At 42.7% G+C, this 17,212-nt stretch carries 14 protein-coding genes and 1 pseudogene; 10 read left to right on the top strand and 5 right to left on the bottom strand.

Annotated features, from left to right (window positions below):
• Positions 1 to 249: 249 nt before the first annotated feature.
• Positions 250 to 531 (bottom strand): type II toxin-antitoxin system RelE/ParE family toxin, encoded by a 282-nt coding sequence (locus FXV91_RS16425; protein ID WP_229391760.1) that lies wholly within the window; start codon positions 529 to 531, stop codon positions 250 to 252.
• Positions 528 to 716 (bottom strand): hypothetical protein, encoded by a 189-nt coding sequence (locus FXV91_RS16420; RefSeq protein WP_229391759.1) that lies wholly within the window; start codon positions 714 to 716, stop codon positions 528 to 530. Before FXV91_RS16420 ends, FXV91_RS16425 begins: the two co-directional genes overlap by 4 nt.
• 340 nt (positions 717 to 1,056) lie before the next feature.
• Here FXV91_RS16420 and FXV91_RS16415 point away from each other — a divergent pair, with 340 nt between their 5' ends.
• The 3 genes from FXV91_RS16415 (at position 1,057) to FXV91_RS16405 (ending at position 6,210) form a co-directional block, all read left to right on the top strand.
• Positions 1,057 to 2,979: a hydantoinase/oxoprolinase family protein gene (locus FXV91_RS16415; RefSeq protein WP_229391758.1), complete on the top strand. Its 1,923-nt coding sequence runs from the start codon at positions 1,057 to 1,059 to the stop codon at positions 2,977 to 2,979.
• Positions 2,980 to 3,408: 429 nt separating this feature from the next.
• Positions 3,409 to 5,454, top strand: a complete 2,046-nt coding sequence (locus FXV91_RS16410) for a hydantoinase/oxoprolinase family protein (protein WP_229391757.1) — start codon at positions 3,409 to 3,411, stop codon at positions 5,452 to 5,454.
• 204 nt (positions 5,455 to 5,658) lie between these two features.
• On the top strand, positions 5,659 to 6,210 hold the full coding sequence (locus FXV91_RS16405) for an arginine decarboxylase, pyruvoyl-dependent (protein ID WP_229391756.1): 552 nt from the start codon (positions 5,659 to 5,661) through the stop codon (positions 6,208 to 6,210).
• A 113-nt stretch (positions 6,211 to 6,323) separates the two neighbouring features.
• Here the strand turns inward: FXV91_RS16405 and FXV91_RS16400 are convergent, their stop codons facing one another.
• Positions 6,324 to 6,485 (bottom strand): hypothetical protein, encoded by a 162-nt coding sequence (locus tag FXV91_RS16400; RefSeq protein WP_229391755.1) that lies wholly within the window; start codon positions 6,483 to 6,485, stop codon positions 6,324 to 6,326.
• 1,070 nt (positions 6,486 to 7,555) lie between these two features.
• Here FXV91_RS16400 and FXV91_RS16395 point away from each other — a divergent pair.
• The 6 genes from FXV91_RS16395 to FXV91_RS16370 all read left to right on the top strand — a co-directional run bounded on the left by FXV91_RS16395 (position 7,556) and on the right by FXV91_RS16370 (position 12,689).
• Entirely contained in the window at positions 7,556 to 8,488 is a 933-nt protein-coding gene (locus FXV91_RS16395) for a zinc metalloprotease (RefSeq protein ID WP_229391754.1), read from the top strand.
• 201 nt (positions 8,489 to 8,689) lie between these two features.
• The gene (locus tag FXV91_RS16390) at positions 8,690 to 8,857 is read left to right on the top strand and encodes a hypothetical protein (RefSeq protein ID WP_229391753.1); all 168 of its coding nucleotides are present in this window, start codon (positions 8,690 to 8,692) and stop codon (positions 8,855 to 8,857) included.
• Entirely contained in the window at positions 8,841 to 9,170 is a 330-nt protein-coding gene (locus FXV91_RS16385; protein WP_229391752.1) for a hypothetical protein, read from the top strand. The genes FXV91_RS16390 and FXV91_RS16385 overlap by 17 nt, the downstream gene beginning before the upstream one ends.
• 21 nt (positions 9,171 to 9,191) lie before the next feature.
• Positions 9,192 to 10,451: a M28 family metallopeptidase gene (locus FXV91_RS16380; protein ID WP_229391751.1), complete on the top strand. Its 1,260-nt coding sequence runs from the start codon at positions 9,192 to 9,194 to the stop codon at positions 10,449 to 10,451.
• A 256-nt stretch (positions 10,452 to 10,707) separates the two neighbouring features.
• Positions 10,708 to 11,730: a C1 family peptidase gene (locus tag FXV91_RS16375; RefSeq protein WP_229391750.1), complete on the top strand. Its 1,023-nt coding sequence runs from the start codon at positions 10,708 to 10,710 to the stop codon at positions 11,728 to 11,730.
• 653 nt (positions 11,731 to 12,383) lie between these two features.
• On the top strand, positions 12,384 to 12,689 hold the full coding sequence (locus tag FXV91_RS16370; protein ID WP_229391749.1) for a protease inhibitor I42 family protein: 306 nt from the start codon (positions 12,384 to 12,386) through the stop codon (positions 12,687 to 12,689).
• Between the two features lie 586 nt (positions 12,690 to 13,275).
• Here the strand turns inward: FXV91_RS16370 and FXV91_RS16365 are convergent.
• Positions 13,276 to 14,265: an endonuclease/exonuclease/phosphatase family protein gene (locus FXV91_RS16365; RefSeq protein WP_229391748.1), complete on the bottom strand. Its 990-nt coding sequence runs from the start codon at positions 14,263 to 14,265 to the stop codon at positions 13,276 to 13,278.
• A 918-nt stretch (positions 14,266 to 15,183) separates the two neighbouring features.
• Between FXV91_RS16365 and FXV91_RS16360 the strand changes: the two are divergent.
• Positions 15,184 to 15,537, top strand: a pseudogene (locus FXV91_RS16360) (transposase); the annotation flags it as partial.
• Between the two features lie 115 nt (positions 15,538 to 15,652).
• Here the strand turns inward: FXV91_RS16360 and FXV91_RS16355 are convergent.
• A complete protein-coding gene (locus FXV91_RS16355) occupies positions 15,653 to 16,627 on the bottom strand; it encodes a DMT family transporter (protein ID WP_229391747.1) in 975 nt (324 codons plus the stop codon).
• Positions 16,628 to 17,212 lie beyond the last annotated feature (585 nt).

Here is a 17,212-nt window from a genome sequence, read left to right as displayed (position 1 = left end):
GCGCATGGTGAAACACTATGAAGACGCCATTTCCGGATATTCGAGAATAATATCAACCGATTAAAAAGGGGATCGCAGCAGGATATGAGTAAAACTTTTTCTATCCTGATATGGCCTGTTAAAAGTAAAATTCAAAAGGCAGGTAGCGTCGGCAGATCGGCGATGCGGAAAGATCCATTTGGAAAGCAGTAGCCATAGTTAAAAATAGAGATAATAGCCATAGTTAAAAATAGAGATAAATAAGACTCCTTAAACATAAGCCGTATCCATATCATATGCCCGGGTATAATGCTCAAAAGTAAGAAGGGTAAGTATATTGCTGGCACTGTCAAAGGTATAAATCAGCACGTAGGGTCCTATGTGAATCCTCCATTTTCCCTGGAACCCAGCCTCAAGAGGATAGCCCATTTCAGGCTTATGAGCCAGGAGTCGGAGACGCTTTTTTACGTAATCATAGACCGGTTGATCGAGGATGTACAACTTTTTCAGATTTTTACGAACTGAAGGATGAACTGTCACTCTATATGTCATTGTTCTACCTTTTCGAGAAATTCTTCAATCTCAAAAGCAGGCAAATGGTGCTGTAAACAATCCTGTTCCGCTTTGCGGATTTTAAAGGAGAAGGAGGACTGAAAAGTAGTCTCAGGCGGGTAGCTGATCTCATTGAATTTTATTTCGAGTTCCTTTAGCTGATTAAAAATCTCTGTAAGTATCATATACCCTCCTCAATCAGTCTATAAGAACATTTTAAAAAGCTTATTTCAGGCTTAAAAGTACTTTTTAAGGCTTTCTTAACAGGTCCTTAAAAGAGAGATTTATATGGCTAATTATATAAATCTTGGGCTTTAAATAAAGAAATCCTGATTGAAACACAAGTTTGATGACTGCTTATGAAAAGCTACCAGATTTTTTTCAAAGCAGGAAAATGTTAGCTTCAACTAATTATTATATATTTTTAGGCACTATTTATATCCGGCAAAATAATCTAATAAAAGATTTCACAAACAAAAGAATTTATGAACCCCATTCATGAAAAAATTAACAGGAGATATTCAAATGCAATACAGCATGGGCATTGACGCAGGAGGGACATATACCGATTCGATCATCATCCGGGATTCCGATGGCAGGGTGATGGACTCGAACAAAGCTCTTACGACCTATCCTGACCTCCTTGAAGGAATTAAAAACTCCATTGACGGGCTGGATGAGAAATACTTAAAAGACGTAAAAATGGTATCAGTCTCGACAACTCTTGCTACAAACACAATCCTTGAAAAAAATGGCTATCCTGTAGGTTTAATCCTTGTAGGGGATTACGAAATCCCGGAAAAAATGCACGCTGAGCTTTATACCGTGGTAAAAGGAGGGCACGACCATCACGGAGCTGAACTTGTTTCTCTTGATATGGAAGCAGTTGAGGCTTTTGTAAGGAAGGTAAAAGACAGGGTCTCGGCTTTTGCAGTCTCTTCATATTTCAGTATCCGGAACCCTGCCCATGAGCTGGCAATCAAAGCCCGTATTCAGGAACTTACGGGGTTTCCTGTTGTGTGCGGACACGAGCTTTCCCTTGACCTCGGAGCGTATGAAAGAGGGGTTACAGCTTACCTTAATGCCCAGCTGATTCCTATTGCAAGTCAGTTTATCCTTTCGATCAGGGAGGAGATCAAAAGAAGAGGGATGAACGCCAGGCTGCTAATGCTCAAATGCGACGGTTCCGTAGTGGGCATTAACGAAGCTCTGGAAAAACCCATCGAATCAATCTTTTCAGGCCCTGCTGCAAGCCTGGTAGGGGCATCCCACCTTTCAGGGCTTGAGACCTGTGCAGTCATAGACGTTGGCGGGACGAGTACGGATGTTTCCATGCTCGAAAACGGGCTTCCCGAACTCTGCTCCGAAGGGGCTATTGTAGGGGGCTGGCAGACCAAGGTCAAAGCTATTAGGATGGAGACTTCGGCAATGGGAGGGGACAGCCATGTATGGGTCAGGAATCTGAAAATCAACATAGGCCCCCGTCGAGTAATTCCACTCTGTGTTGCTGCTGTCAAATATCCCGGCTTTCTTGAAGTCCTGAGAAAAGGGAGAATTCCCGGAACCATGCACCTGGAAGAGAATGTGCAGCCCACAAAATTTTTCATAAGGACAGGGGCAGAAGCTTCTAATCTTGGAAGTTTCGAGCAGGAACTCTTTGACAGGATAGGAGATTCCCCTACCTCCCTTAACGACATATTCTGGGAAACTCAGAAAACCCTGTCTCCGGGACTTCTCGATTCCCTGATAAGAAAACGCCTTATCCAGGCAATTGGCTTTACCCCGACTGACGCCCTGCACGTGCTTGGAGATTACAGGGGCTGGGATGCGGAAGCCTCAATTGCCGGAGCAAAACTTCTCGAACGTTACACGCAGACAGACTATATTGAACTGTGCAGGCGCATAAAAAAGGACGTTGTAAAGAACATGGCAGTCAACCTGATGTCTTTTGTCTTAAAAGATGTCCCTTCCCAGGAAATTGAAAAAATTATCCTGTCGGACAGGTTCGCGCAGTTCAGGATGAAGATACCTGTCGTGCTTATAGGAGGACCTGTAGTAGCCTATACAGAGGAGTTAAAGCAAATTCTTGATGCTGACATTATAGTCCCCAAATATTCGGAAGTAGGTAATGCTGTAGGGGCTGTTGTCGGGAAGGGAATAAAAAGGATTGAAATTCTTATTAAGAGCACCTATTCAAAAGATCGGAAAAGGCTTGTACTTCTCTTTTCACCCCAGGGCAGGGAAACCTTCGGGAGCTACCCGGAAGCCCTGGCGCACGCAGAATCTCTAGGAAGAAAACTTGTAATGGAATACATGGTCGAGGCTGGCCTTGACAAAGGGCAGGTTCAGATAGAGATGAGCAGAAAAGATATTTCCCTGAGTGAAGCAGGCACAATGCCCGTAGAATCAAAACTGGTCTTTGTCGGAATCGGAATGCCGAAAGTTTGAGTTCCGGAAGACCCGGAACATTTATATTTTTTCCCCCAATAGTGCAGATATTGCAATTCGGATTTCAGGAAGTCAAAAGTAAAGATAAAAATAAAGATAAAATGTAAAAATAAAATCAAAGATAAAACAGGAAGCTCTAAGTTTGAGATAATGACTAAGCTCAAGCTTTGCTTTTGAGATCCAAATTTGTTCTTTAAAATCCGTTTGCTCCAGAAATCCAGATTTCTTATCCGGGAAATGTATTTCAGGGACTGGCTGGAATTAAAGTGTTCCTTCCCTTGAACAGCAAATTATGGCACGGGAAAGAAAAAGAATAGCTTACGAATAATTTCAGAGATCAAAGACATAATAGTAGTAATAATCGGAATCATCAAATGGCACATTATGAGTATTCCGAAGATATAAAAATAAGATCAGGAAGTTAAAAAAATGGCATACAGTCTAGGTATCGATGCCGGCGGCACTTATACCGATTCCATATTAATCCGGAACTCGGATGGAAAGGTTGTCGGCTCTAATAAAGCACTCACAACATATCCCGACCTTCTTGAAGGAATTACGAATTCTATTGACGGGCTTGAAGCTGAAAAACTGAAGCTTGTGACTATGGTTTCGGTTTCTACAACTCTTGCAACCAATACCATCCTGGAAAAGACAGGATATCCTGTAGGGCTGGTCCTTGTAGGGGATTATGAAATCCCTGCGGATTCCGAGATTGGAAACTGCATAATGGTGCAGGGTGGACACGACAGCCATGGAGATGAAATAGCAGCACTTGACCTCTCCACAGTTGAAAGCTTTGTACTGAGGCTGAAGGGCAGGGTCTCGGCTTTTGCAGTCTCTTCATATTTCAGCGTCCGCAACCCTGAGCATGAACTGCGTATAAAAGCCCTGATCCAGGAACTTACAGGGCTTCCTGTTGTCTGCGGGCATGAACTTGCCCAGTCCTTAGGAGCCTATGAAAGGGGGGTTACAGCTTACCTTAATGCCCAGCTCCTGCCAGTAGCAGAGGGTTTTTTAAAAACCGTTGTAAGCGAGATCGAAAGGAGGGGGCTTGAGTCCAGAATTGCAATGCTCCGCTGCGACGGGTCTGTCGTAAGCATGCACGAAGCCATGAAAAAGCCCATAGAATCGGTCTTTTCAGGGCCTGCTGCAAGCCTCCTTGGGGCTTCCTATCTGTCAGGACATGAGACCTGTACGGTTATCGATGTTGGAGGGACAAGTACGGATGTCTCCATGATCCATAAAGGGCTTCCTTACCTCAGTGAAAACGGAGCAGTTGTGGGAGGCTGGCAGACAAAGGTGAGGGCACTAAGGATGGAGACCTCGGCAATGGGAGGGGACAGCCATATCTGGGTCCAGGGCACCCGGACAAATATCGGGCCTCGAAGGGTTATCCCACTCTGCAGGGCTGCTGTCCTTTACCCCTCATTTATGAATTCCCTGAAAAAGCGCTGGATTCCTGACAGGCTAAAAATGAATGAGCATATCCAGGCAACAAAATTCTTTGTAAGGACAAAACAGAAACCTGTTGACCTGAACAGAGAAGAAGAAGAACTCCTTGCCCTTATAGGAAATGAACCTCTTTCTCTTAAAGACGTCTACTGGGACAGAAATATACTCCCTTCAAAAAAAATAATGGACTCCCTGATCCAGAAGCGGCTTGTTCAGGCTATCGGCTTTACTCCGACTGATGCCCTGCATGTGCTTGGAGAATACACTGAATGGGATTCTGAAGCCTCGGTCATAGGGGCTACGCTGCTTGCAAACTTCACCGGGACCGGCAGGCAGGAGTTCTGTGTGAATGTGAAACGGCTTTTTGCCAGGAATATGGCAAAAGATCTCCTTTCATTCCTTATGGAAGGGGTTGACAGAAATGAAATTGAGAAAATGCTTGAAGGCAGCTTTTTCTCCCGCTTTAAGGTAGATATCCCGGTTGTGCTTCTGGGAGGCCCGGTCAGAGCTTATGTGGGCGACCTGAAAAAACTGATCGATGCCGAAATAATTGTCCCGGAATACTCCGGGGTAGGGAATGCTGTGGGAGCCCTTGTGGGAAAAGGGACAAAACGCGTTGAAATAACAGTCCGCACAACTTACAGCGAGTCAAGATATGACATGAGGACTAAAGGGGTTTTTGTCTACACTCCTGTGGGGAGGCGGCATTTCGTTATAAGAAGTGAAGCTATCGAGTTCGCGGAGGAATTCGGAAGAAAGCTGATTCTCGATTATATGGCTGAATCAGGGCTTTCTCCGGACCAGGTCACTGTCAGTGTAGAAAAGAAGGATATAATGGTCCATACGGGTGACATTCCCCTTGAGACCAGGTTTATCTTCGAAGGAATCTCAAATTCGGATGTTTACGAGAGAGCGGTATCCGGACACAAAAAATTCTCTGAAAGTTTTGATGAGCTTGAGGACCGAACTCTATCCAGGGAATGCAGTTCTCCGGAAGGGACTTCCACAGCCGAAAATTGATAGTGATAAAGGGTAAAGTTCATAACTCTCCTGTACGTTTGGAACATGAAATATTGGTTTAAGCTAATAGCTCATTCGAAAAGTTCACTCTAGACTGTAGAAGAGTTTTAAATCATTCATAAATCATTTATGTGTGTATTGGTTGCCCAGACAATGGAAATCTCACAGCAAATGTATGAAGCATAAACACTTAAAGGAGTTATCATGATCCCTAGAAAAGCATTTTTGACAAAAGGATCCGGGGTCCATAAGGACAGATTAGCATCCTTCGAACTCGCACTAAGGGATGCAAAAATTGAAAAATACAACCTTGTGAGCGTATCAAGTATTCTGCCTCCCAATTGTAAACTCGTACCTAAAGAAGAAGGTCTTTCAGAATTGAAGCCAGGTGCAATTGTCCATTGTGTTCTTGCGAGAAACGATACTAACGAGCCGCACCGCCTGATGGCATCAGCTATAGGGACCGCTGTACCTGTGAATGAAGATAATTATGGCTACATTTCCGAACACCACTCTTTTGGAGAAGAAGAGGTTATTGCCGGAGAATATGCTGAAGACCTGGCAGCAACGATGCTGGCAACAACCCTTGGCATAGAGTTTGATGCGGAAATGGCCTGGCATGAGAGAGAACAGGTGTACAAGGCAAGCGGACACATTTTTGATACTTTCCATATATGTCAGACTGCAAAAGGCGACAAGGACGGTAAGTGGACTACGGTAGTGGCTGCTATGGTCTTTGTAACAAGTAAGTGCTAAAGGGGTTTTGAAAAAAGAAAAAGAAAAAGGGAAATTAGATAAATCAGGAATTGGAGAGTTTAATTCTTGATCTAAAAATAATCTTTTTTAAAAAAGGCTTAAGGGGAAGAAAATCAGAGCTTCCCCGGTCTAAGGGGCATGTAAGGCTGGAAAAATCTTGCCCAGATGTCCYGGAAATACTTTTCTGAAGCTCCCTGCCGGATCGGGGCATTATAACCGATAAGTGCAGCGCCTGCAAGGATAAAGAGACARCCTCCGATTGTGTTTGGCTGCACAGGTTCTCCAAATCAGAATATTTTCTTGGTTGTTCCTCAGAATTTGTCTACATACTACATTCACCTAATTCTTTAGTCCAGGGGTAGTCACATAAGTCTCAGATTCTTGAATCTAAGGCAAGAAAAGGCATAGAGAGCCGAAGCTTAGAGGCTGTCTTAAAGTTCACATTATCCACACAATTGGATAATTGGTAACGTTAGCTTTAAATTCAGAACTTAAATTTTCTCCGAAATTCATGCACACATTGACCTTAAAGCCAGTATTTATCCCGTAGGACTTACGCACTCTATGTATAAAATTAAACATAGTAGGCATCATTGTTAAGTTACACTTTATTGTCAAAAGGAAGTTCGGAGAAGTACTGAGGGTAAGAAAGTTCTATAATCAAGTCAAAGAAATAAAACTTGCTGATAGTGTATAACTAAACAAAAAAATATAGAAATAATTTGGATTTAATTAAGGGTTTCTACAGAGCCAAGTTTTCCATTGCTACCTATTTCCTTGTTATAATTTACATTTAGGGACGGCCTGCACGAAATAAGCCAACGGCGCCTCTGTGTAGTTTCTGATATTTTGTTTACTTCTTACCGTAGCTGATTCTTCCTTATGGGGACGAAATCTGAATAAAAAAGGTAAGAATCCTGAGTTATTCTAATTATTGTTGAGTATCTTAAATTCGATTATTATTATATATTATTTATATATATTATATAATTAATATGGGCTCCGGCAGCTTAAATTATCTTTAACTGTAAGGCAGAATTAGTTGTCAGACAAGAATTGTTTTTCGCTGGATATTTGGATCAATAATTGGTCTGTAAAATTGGTCTGTAAAAAGTTTGTCATTTTTGTATTCAGGCAGATATGGATTAATATCTAGGTATATCAAGGCGCAATTGACCTGGGATGATATCGAAATGAACCTTACCGATTTCCATATCTGGAGTTCCGAATAAATGATCCGAACGAATAACTGAGTGAGGGATGTATACGTATGGTAGAAAAATTTGAAAGTAAGGAGAGCGGGGAAGCGTCACCTGAGGCACCAACTAAACGCAAATGTGGAGTAATGGAAGTTCATCGCAGGTTGCTTACAGAATCGGCGTCGTACGTTAGAGAGCGTAATCAAATTGAAAATTTGGCTCTCGCATATAAAACGGGCTTACGGGCAGTATCTCGGACCGAAATCGTCCGGATTCCTGTAGTAGTTCATGTTGTATGGAATAAAGAAGAGCAGGATATCTCTGATGACCAGATCCAGAGCCAGATAGATGTTCTTAACGAAGATTTCCGCAAGTTGAATTCAGATATATCGCAGGTACCTTCTGTCTGGAGTAATCTTACAGCAGACCTGGGGATTGAGTTTTTCCTTGCAACAAAAGATCCGGATGGAAATCCGACTACAGGAATAACTCGCACTCAGACCTCAGCGGTTTCCTTTGGTACCAATGACAAAGTGAAATCCACATCAGCTGGTGGTAAGGATGCGTGGCCGACAGACCGTTATCTAAACATTTGGGTCTGTCAGCTTGGTGGAGGTCTGCTGGGTTATGCACAGTTTCCAGGAGGGCCAGCTGAAACGGACGGTGTTGTAGTTACTCATACAGGGTTTGGTACTACTGGAACTGCCAAACCGCCATTTGACAAAGGACGAACTGCAACCCATGAAGTAGGCCACTGGTTGGACCTGTTCCATATCTGGGGGGATGACGGTACTGGATGTGCAGGCACGGACGAGGTTGATGATACTCCAAATCAGGGAGGACCTAACTATGGCTCTCCAGGATTCCCACGTATAAGTTGCAACAATGCACCAGATGGTGATATGTTCATGAATTACATGGACTATGTAGACGATAAATGTATGGTGATGTTCACACAGGGTCAGGCAACCCGTATAAATGCATGCCTCGAAGGACCTAGGTCATCATTACTTACTGCAGCGGAAAGCGCGGAGATGGAAAAGGCACCATCTAAAGGTAAAGTGCCTATGCCAAGGTGAAATAACCTATGGAAAGGACAGAAGTATCAGCACCTGAGAGTAAAAAGCCTAGGGAAAATAGAAGAGTCTTCTGAGGTGCCAACTCAACGTAGATATGCGGAACGGGCCGCACTCATCGTTCCTTACTGCGGCAGAAAGCGCAGAGATGGAAAAAGCACCTGAAGGTAAAAAGTTTGTCGAGAACGTGGGAGAAAAGCCAGGGTGAAACGCCTTGACGTGTTTTATTACCGTACTGGCTCTGCGTTATACTACAAATATGGAATAACTCACAATGGAGCCGTCAGTACCGGTTATGAATACATGAGCTGGGTAATTGAGGACTTCTGTTTTGGTAAGGATAAAAGGATAAACTATGACCGAATTGCCTAACGAAATCTTTCAGGAATGGATGCACTCCTTTGAGGAAGATACGAATGGAATAACTGTATATAGACCAATTGAGTACGACTTTCCGCGAGCTCGCGGCCGGGGAGGGATCGAGTTCAGGCCAGATGGAGTATTCATCGATTGGGAAATTGGTCCTAGTGATGCCTCTCGTGGAATTAATGGACACTGGGAGATAGAGGGTCCTGGACGTGTGCGTGTATCTTTTGAAGGCAATGTTCGACCGCCTCGAATCCTGGAAATCCTTCAGATTGATGCGGGGATTCTGAAGGTGCGGCAGTTGCCAGCATCTTCCTAACCTGTATTCGGAGGTGAGATAATGGGGAGGTATATATTACTCTCGGACTCCAGCGAAAAACGCATTGCTGAGGAATCGGCAAGGAGTTACGGAGCGCACTGTGTTCGTCTTGGGGATCAAACTGTAGTATGGACAGATTCTGAAGAATGGAATGCTTTCACCAATAAAGCCAGACAGGCAGGCGTAAGTCTCGACCCGGCAGAGACCCGCGAGTTGGAAGGCCAGCTTTACCTTGTTATCCAGACCGGCAGGGCATTCCAGAATACATATCCCGAAGCCCGGCTAGTCATAGAAAAAGGCCGTTATATAGTAGTCGACTTGCTTCCCGAAGAAGTAAGCCGTTTCGCTGAAAGCAAGGATGACTGGTGGGCAGTGCGCCCACTGGCAATGGACAGCGTAATTATGGACATCGTGAAACCTGAAGCCCAGCTGGCCGTTCCAAGGGTGCAGGCAAAAATTGAGGCGGTATCACAATCTAGATACAGTTCTTCCCTGAGCTCACTGGTGAATTTCCTGACTCGCCATTCCTTAAGCTCTCAATTTACCAGTGCAGCGACATGGGCGGCAGATCAGTTTCAGAGCCTTGGTTATCAGGTGGAATTGCTTCCAATAAATGTTGGAAGTGGCGGGAGTTATAATGTCATAGCAGATCGTCCAGGTACTGAAAATGGAGTCCGTAAACTGGTACTTGTTACTGCTCACCTGGATTCGGTTAACCTTACTGGGGGAAGGGAGGCGCCCGCTCCAGGCGCAGATGACAATGCAAGCGGTGCTGCAGGGGTTCTGGAGATCGCACGTGTGCTTGCTGAGCATTCTGCAAAACATGACCTGCGACTCATACTATTTGGTGGGGAGGAGCAGGGGCTTCACGGGAGTAAACAATATGTCAGCGGGTTGGAAGCCAGTGAACGCGCCCGTATCAGTGCAGTCATCAATATGGATATGGTTGCGACATTAAATACCGCATTGCCAACGGTCTTGCTCGAAGGGGCTCCAGTTTCCAGGACTTTAATGGAAAAACTTGCTGAAGCAGCTGCGACATACACATCATTGACTGTCCAGACATCAGAGAACCCATTCGCAAGTGACCATGTACCTTTTATCAATGAGCTTATTCCTGCGGTTCTCACGATCGAGGGAACCGATAGCTCAAACATAAATATCCATACTGCTAATGACACGCTTGACCACATCAACTACGGTCTTGCACTGGATATTGTTCGGATGAATCTCGCTGTTACTTTTAGGCTGCTTGGTGTTAACGAGTCGCAGTCACCCTGAACGCCTTTGTCTGGATTGGGGGCAGTTTTCCAAGCTTAACTGGCACAGAAACCGAGATATATACTGAGCAGAAAATCAGAAAAAAGATATGAATATTCGAGTGTCCTGGAAAAAATACTGGCTTATTATCGGTGCATCAGGCAAAAGATAAAAACCAAAATTTTCGATGCAAAATTTAAATAATAATCAATATCAGGTAAACGAATTATTTTATAGGATACAAAAGGCAATAAACCAAAGTGAGTGGGGTAATGAAATGATTGGAATAGCAGCTGCCTTCGAAAAGGTGAAAATTCCGGAAACTGGAGAGAGTTTTGGAACCGGATGGCTCCCTCCGTTACCGTCCTTAAAAGACTATACAGAGGAAAGCGCTCAGATTCCCGAGATGGCAGAAAAACTCGGAATTCCAGCTTCCAGAAAGGAACTTGGAGCTCTGGAACTACCCGTTTCCGTAGATCTCAGGAACTGGTGTTCGCCGATTGAAGATCAATTGGATCTGGGCTCCTGTACTGCCCATGCAGGCTTGGGAGTGATAGAATACTTCCAGCGGCGGGCATTTGGGAAGCATCTTGACGGGTCAAGACTGTTTGTCTACAAGACAACCAGGAACCTGATGGGAGTCAAGGGAGATACCGGAGCATGGCTCCGAAATACTATGGGGGCGCTTGCTCTTTGTGGTGTCCCACCTGAAAAATATTTTCCTTACACCAACAGGAAAAACCCGGGATCGAACGGAGAACCGACCTTTGATGACGAACCTTCAAGTTTTGTATATTCACTTGCGGACAACTTCGAAGCCCTTAACTACTTCTGCCACGACCCGCAGGGCATGAATTTGCCGCCCGAGGATGTCCTTTTCAGTGTAAAAAAGTATCTGGCGGCAGGAATCCCCTCAATGTTCGGCTTCTTTGGGTTTCCCTCCTTCAATGATACAGATATCAAAGGTGGAATTCCTTTCCCAGGCCTCGACGAGAAGGCAATATGGGGTCACGCGGTCGTTGCTATCGGCTATGATGACAAAATGAAAATCAGAAACACCCTTAGCAACAAAGAATTCACTGGTGCTTTCCTTATTCGCAATTCCTGGGGTACAGCCTGGGGTGATAAGGGGTATGGCTGGCTGCCCTATGAATACGTCCTGAACAAGTTTGCACTGGACTTCTGGTCTCTTATCTCAATGAAATGGGTTGAAACAGGGAATTTTGGACTTGAACTCGAGAGCTCTCGGAGTAGAGCTCGCGAAACTCTCAGTCGAGACATACCTCTGCCCCATGCATAAAATCGTAAAAGGCGAGATTAACCGGAATAGAGATATCTGTCCAGCATATTCTTTTATTCAGGAGACTGCCGGTAGTCTCCTGAATAAACAACGTAATATGCAGGTGAAGACAAAAATAGATAAATATTGACTTTAGCCGCAGTACGAGACGTAGTACGAGAACATCTTTCTGCATGTAGCCTGTTGTAAGAAGACTTAAAGCTAAAGTATATGACTCATTCCGAACCTATTTCCAACTGTTTGGAACCAGAATATCATTATTCTTCAGATTCAGACATACCGAATCACGCCCGGAATATTACCTTGGGATTTATCAGTTCAATTTTGAAAAAGATTGATAATGAGTTTTGGAGTATTTCATCGAGAATAATATAATACGAATTAGTAATTATGCATCGTATTTGTAGTATAATGTAATATGAATTAGTAATTACGTATTGTATTTGTAATGCATTTGTAATATATTTTATTTAATTCAGGTCTTTATTACTAAATGAAAAGCGCTAGCATGACCCATGAAACATAAATTTGATAAAGATGGGCAGCGTCTTGCTAGAAGCGCGGACCTTGAGGAAATCGGCTGAAAATACGGCTTCTCTGCCGCTGTTTTTCTTAGAAATAGAGATCTGAAACCTTTATTGGAGAAGTTTGTGATGATACTGAACGACCAGGATAAGGGCCGTACCTTAGAGGTTGAGGCTCAGAGCCCCGTAACTGTACGTTTAAACGAGAATCCCACTACCGGCTACCGATGGAAGGTTGAGACCGCCGGAGGACTGGAAACGGTAGGTGACAGTTTCGAGAAAGTGGGAGATGCAATTGGTGCAGCAGGCGTGAGAGTATTCCAGTTTCGCGCATCGGGCACTGGGTCTCACAAGCTTAGCATCAGAAACTGGCGTGACTGGGAAGGAGAGAGTTCGATCATAGATCGTTTTTATGCTACTATTTTGGTGAAGTAAATATATCTTGCCAGGGGAGAAAAAGCTATAATTGTAACTATTTCTATATTTTTTTGTAGCTATACAATTTTTTTCCTACTTTCGAAGAAAATTGTATAAAGTAATTTTAAGACAATTGTATATAAAGTAATTTTAAGACAAAAGTAGATTCTCATTTAAAGGCCGAAATGTTGCATAATTTTTATTATTGAGTTTATTCCAGCGCCCTTTTATTCTTAATCATTAACAGTTTTCAGAATTACCTTTCATTTTACCTTTCATAATCAGGGACTCGATTGGTCGTTTAAAATACAAGCTTCATAGAAATAGATTTTGGGATAAGCTTTTGAATAGACCCATTCAATTTCAAGTGAAAACCTTTGCACGAATAACTAAAAGACCCGCTGCAGATCCCCTGCCATTAAACCCCTGAACTCTCCTCCTGCACTCAGCCCCGTAGCTATGGGCACTGGTGTCAAAGAAGTTGTCCGAGAATTTCCGGTCATTTATCATCTTGTGATCTTACAAGAATCATATTTATAAATAGAATAAGGGACAGTTACAATTTTAGTTTAAAAAAAATCATCAGGCAGTTCAATCAGGCAGTTCAATCAGGCATTTCAAATTCCGCGATCACCGGTGAATGGTCTGATTCCGGAAATTTAATGTCTGTCGCAAAGGCAATAGATTCGTCATGCAACAGTTCATTATGCACCTCGGAACCCTTATAGTACGCCAGCATATCCCTGCATACCAGCAAATGGTCCAGCATATTCCCTTTGCCCTGGTGGTAAAGCGAAAAACGGGCGGATTCAGGAATGCTCATTTCACAGGGCAACATGATGCGCCTTGCCAGCTCGCCATTGCCTGTATTTTCAACCCTCCCCCGGATAGCTTCCACAGGCACGTCATCGAAGTCCGCATTAAAGTCTCCGCAAGCTACAATCCAGGCATTTTCATTTTCATCAAATAGTTTATCGATTAACATCCTGGTTTCCAGAGCCTGTCCTACTCTTTTCATGGAAGAGATGAAGTATCCCTCTGCCCAGCCTGAGGCTGTTTTCCAGGTGTAGTTGTCCAGTTTCTGCCCTGGAATGTCCGTGGGTATTTTGGATTTCAAATGAAGATTAACAACATTTAGGATCTTTCCTCCAATCTTGATTTTAGCGTGCAGGATTGGCCTCTCCCAGGTGATTTCTTTCGCGGTTTGTTCTCCCCCTCCATTCGTTACTGCCGTTACTATTCTGTAAAGCGGAGCAGGAGCAAAACGGTGTTTGTACTGTTGATGTTCCAGGATCTCGAAGCGGCTCACGATAACGAGGTTACGCTCATTATAAACCTGTGCCCCTCCCTCATCCATAGTCGATACCCTGTTAAAGCTGGCATACTGCGTATCCTTGAGAAGGGCGTCCAGAGCTAGAAGGCGGCGAGGGTGTCCTATTTCTTCCTGGCCGTTGACTTCCTGAAGGCACAGGATATCAGCATCTATTCTCTGCAGTTGAGGGCGCATAACCGCAATGCGCTCTTCCAGCGTTGGTTTTTGGCCGGGCTTGTCATCGAGGTTTTCCAGGTTGAAAGTTGTTATACGTAGTTTCAAAGTGTTACCTCCTGAAAATAAATAATAGTTTGGTGATCTAATACATTCAAAATTTATGTGTCAAGAAGCCAGAAAGTAATTTCCGACAAGATGCGTTGCTGTCAACGTGGTTCTGATTCTGATGGATCTTCAGTGTGCTTTTCGACTCCAGAATCTTCCTATATGCATCAATTAGTATTTCGGCATCCGATAGTTGACCATGGGATTTGAGTCTGTCCACTTCAAGCAGGAGTTTTTCGATATTTTCCTTAAGTAACTCATTTTTTATCTGCAAATTTCGCTGCCAAAATTTTCAATTCTTTTCGAGAAGAATATTTTTTCTAACTTTTGTCATCAATAAAATTGAAAATAATCCCGCATTTCCTGTGACCTATGGTTCTGGTGGAAGGACTAGCAGAAGTTTTTATATAATCTTTAAAAATGTCTTCCTCCACTAACTCGTCACATTCACATAAAATGATATCACCACTCCCTTTCTAAATCTCTCATTAAGCTGAAAATAATTCCCCATTCGGCTCAAAGGTAAACCAAATAAAAAATAAATCAAAGACTTGAATAGAAAAAAATAAAGCGTTTAAGGGTTTAACGAATCACAAAATCCGACACGTATACTGGTCAAGGAAATTATCATCGCCCGATTGCTCACTCCCAAAAATTGAAGAATTTATTCAAAAGAAAATTCAAGTAAATATCTAATATATGCAGTCAATTATATATGGTTTCGGATAAAAATGGTTCTGATTAAAGCGTCTTAAATTAGCTCTGAAAACTCAGTGCTCTAATTTTGAGAATTATTTGTATCTTATTCATAATGAGAAAAGTAACAATAATAGAAAAAATAAAGGCAAAAAGAAAAAACGAGGGAAAAAGAAAGAAAAAAAACACATGATATTCTTCGAATAACATGCCCAAATATAATACCATAATGGAAGAATCACAAAGAGAGGATCAAAAGTAGCAAGATGAATTTTAACACAGATTGCTCAGGCAGCAGCAAGGAAGAAAAATAGTGAGTTAAAAGAGTTTTTTAACAGGAAAAAGATGTCAATTGGACATGCAAAGTCAATTATTGCCCTGGCAAGAAAAATTGCAACAATGGTATGGCATCTTATAACAAATGATAAGATGTACGAAGATGAAACAGGATATGAAAAGGGAGAAGTTCAAAAAAGGAAGATAGTTGAGACAGATACATTCTCAATTGATGAACGGATAACAATAATTAGTGGGATAATCGCAATAATAGGAAATAAGGAAGGAGAGAGTACGTGAGGAATAGAGTCTTCACGTACTTTCATGCCAAAGAAATTAGGTAAATCAGGAATTGGAGAGTTTAATTCTTGATCTAAAAATAATCTTTTTTAAAAAAGGCTTAAGGGGAAGAAAATCAGAGCTTCCCCGGTCTAAGGGGCATGTAAGGCTGGAAAAATCTTGCCCAGATGTCCTGGAAATACTTTTCTGAAGCTCCCTGCCGGATCGGGGCATTATAACCGATAAGTGCAGCGCCTGCAAGGATAAAGAGACAGCCTCCGATTGTGTTTGGCTGCACAGGCTCTCCGAGGAGCATGCAACAGAAACAGATGCTGCTCACCGGCTCAAGCAGGGAGAGCACGGCTGCGGTCTGCGCTTTTATACGCGCCACCCCTCTAAAGTACAGAAGAGATGCGAGAGCCGTGGCAATGATGCCTAAAGGTACCAGGAGCTTCAGGTTTTCGAGCAGGACCGGGCCTGATACGGAAATCCCAAAAGGTAGAAGCAGGGCAAGGCTCACTGCTGTTGACCAGAACATCTGCCCTATAACCGAATAAGTTTCCTTCAGGTAATTCATGGTCATGATCGAACAACCGTATGAAAGGCCTGAGAGCAGTCCGAAAAGGACTCCTGTGATGTAATACCCATCATCTGAGGCCGTACTTCCATAAATGTTTAAAGGGTTAACAGCAAGCAGTATACCCGAGATAGAGAGGGTAAGTGCAAGCATATCCCGGAAAGTCGCGTGCTCTTTCAGGAGTAAAGGAGAGAGCAGGGTGACATATATCGGCGCTGTATACAGGAGAAGCACAGCTACTGGAATGCCGGTATGTTTGATCGCGGAAAAATACGTAAACATTGTTATTGTATTAAGAACCCCAAGCAAAAGCATATGTAACTTCTTCTGCTTCAGTTGAATATTTCCAATTCCTCCGAATATTACAAGATACCCCAGAATGACCGCAAATCCGAAAAATAGCCGGTAAAATAGAATAGAACCTGCATCCATATCTTTAATTTCTTTTACAAATATGCCTATCATGCCAAACAGGATACAGGACATGATGACTGCTGTATATGGCCTGTTATTTTCTTTAACTGTAAGGAACATAATTGCAAGAGAGATATTACAGCGTGGATATAAGACTATTTGAAAATAATTAATTATTACAGATTGTTAAAAATATTACAGTAAAAAGAAAAATAAAAACAAAAAATAGAGAGACAAAAAGAGAATAACACGATTTGTAGAAAGAGAGCAAATAAAATTGAAAAATAAATTAAATATCGCCACAGTAAAAATAGATTAACCATTTTTCGGGCTTACTCTATAAAATAAATCATTTCATTCATTTAATTGAGAGTGCAGGTCAGGTCAGTTTATTGCTTTCTATCCCCGACTGAATAAGTTTTTCGATTTTTTCCCAGGTATTTTTACGGGTTGTTTTAATCCCCAGTACCCTTAAGGTCTGGATAATGAGGTCTTCCATAGGGTTGAGTATTTTGGTTACAAGGACAAAATGGACAGCCTCTTTTATCTCCTCATCGCAGATACTCCTTACAACTGCTCCCTCAAGCTGCTTACCAGAAAGTTCAGAAAGATCTCCCTGGCTCGAGAAATACTTCTCCTGATTCCGAAACCGTATTTCAATCCACAGTTAAATATAAGTGTCCATGTCAGTTTGTTTGGAAACCA

It is taken from the genome of Methanosarcina sp. DH2, assembly GCF_020804225.1.
In the GTDB taxonomy this organism is placed as follows: domain Archaea; phylum Halobacteriota; class Methanosarcinia; order Methanosarcinales; family Methanosarcinaceae; genus Methanosarcina.
Note: the sequence above shows the minus strand (reverse complement) of the source record. Positions and strands in the feature narration are given on the sequence as shown.

What these genes read in the sequence shown, in the direction of transcription:
- FXV91_RS16355 (WP_229391747.1), bottom strand. Translation starts at nt 16,627, where the DNA reads ATGTTCCTTACAGTTAAAGAAAATAACAGGCCATATACAGCAGTCATC.
- FXV91_RS16385 (WP_229391752.1), top strand. Translation starts at nt 8,841, where the DNA reads ATGACCGAATTGCCTAACGAAATCTTTCAGGAATGGATGCACTCCTTT.
- FXV91_RS16370 (WP_229391749.1), top strand. Translation starts at nt 12,384, where the DNA reads ATGATACTGAACGACCAGGATAAGGGCCGTACCTTAGAGGTTGAGGCT.
- FXV91_RS16420 (WP_229391759.1), bottom strand. Translation starts at nt 716, where the DNA reads ATGATACTTACAGAGATTTTTAATCAGCTAAAGGAACTCGAAATAAAA.
- FXV91_RS16395 (WP_229391754.1), top strand. Translation starts at nt 7,556, where the DNA reads ATGGAAGTTCATCGCAGGTTGCTTACAGAATCGGCGTCGTACGTTAGA.
- FXV91_RS16405 (WP_229391756.1), top strand. Translation starts at nt 5,659, where the DNA reads ATGATCCCTAGAAAAGCATTTTTGACAAAAGGATCCGGGGTCCATAAG.
- FXV91_RS16410 (WP_229391757.1), top strand. Translation starts at nt 3,409, where the DNA reads ATGGCATACAGTCTAGGTATCGATGCCGGCGGCACTTATACCGATTCC.
- FXV91_RS16425 (WP_229391760.1), bottom strand. Translation starts at nt 531, where the DNA reads ATGACATATAGAGTGACAGTTCATCCTTCAGTTCGTAAAAATCTGAAA.
- FXV91_RS16375 (WP_229391750.1), top strand. Translation starts at nt 10,708, where the DNA reads ATGATTGGAATAGCAGCTGCCTTCGAAAAGGTGAAAATTCCGGAAACT.
- FXV91_RS16415 (WP_229391758.1), top strand. Translation starts at nt 1,057, where the DNA reads ATGCAATACAGCATGGGCATTGACGCAGGAGGGACATATACCGATTCG.
- FXV91_RS16380 (WP_229391751.1), top strand. Translation starts at nt 9,192, where the DNA reads ATGGGGAGGTATATATTACTCTCGGACTCCAGCGAAAAACGCATTGCT.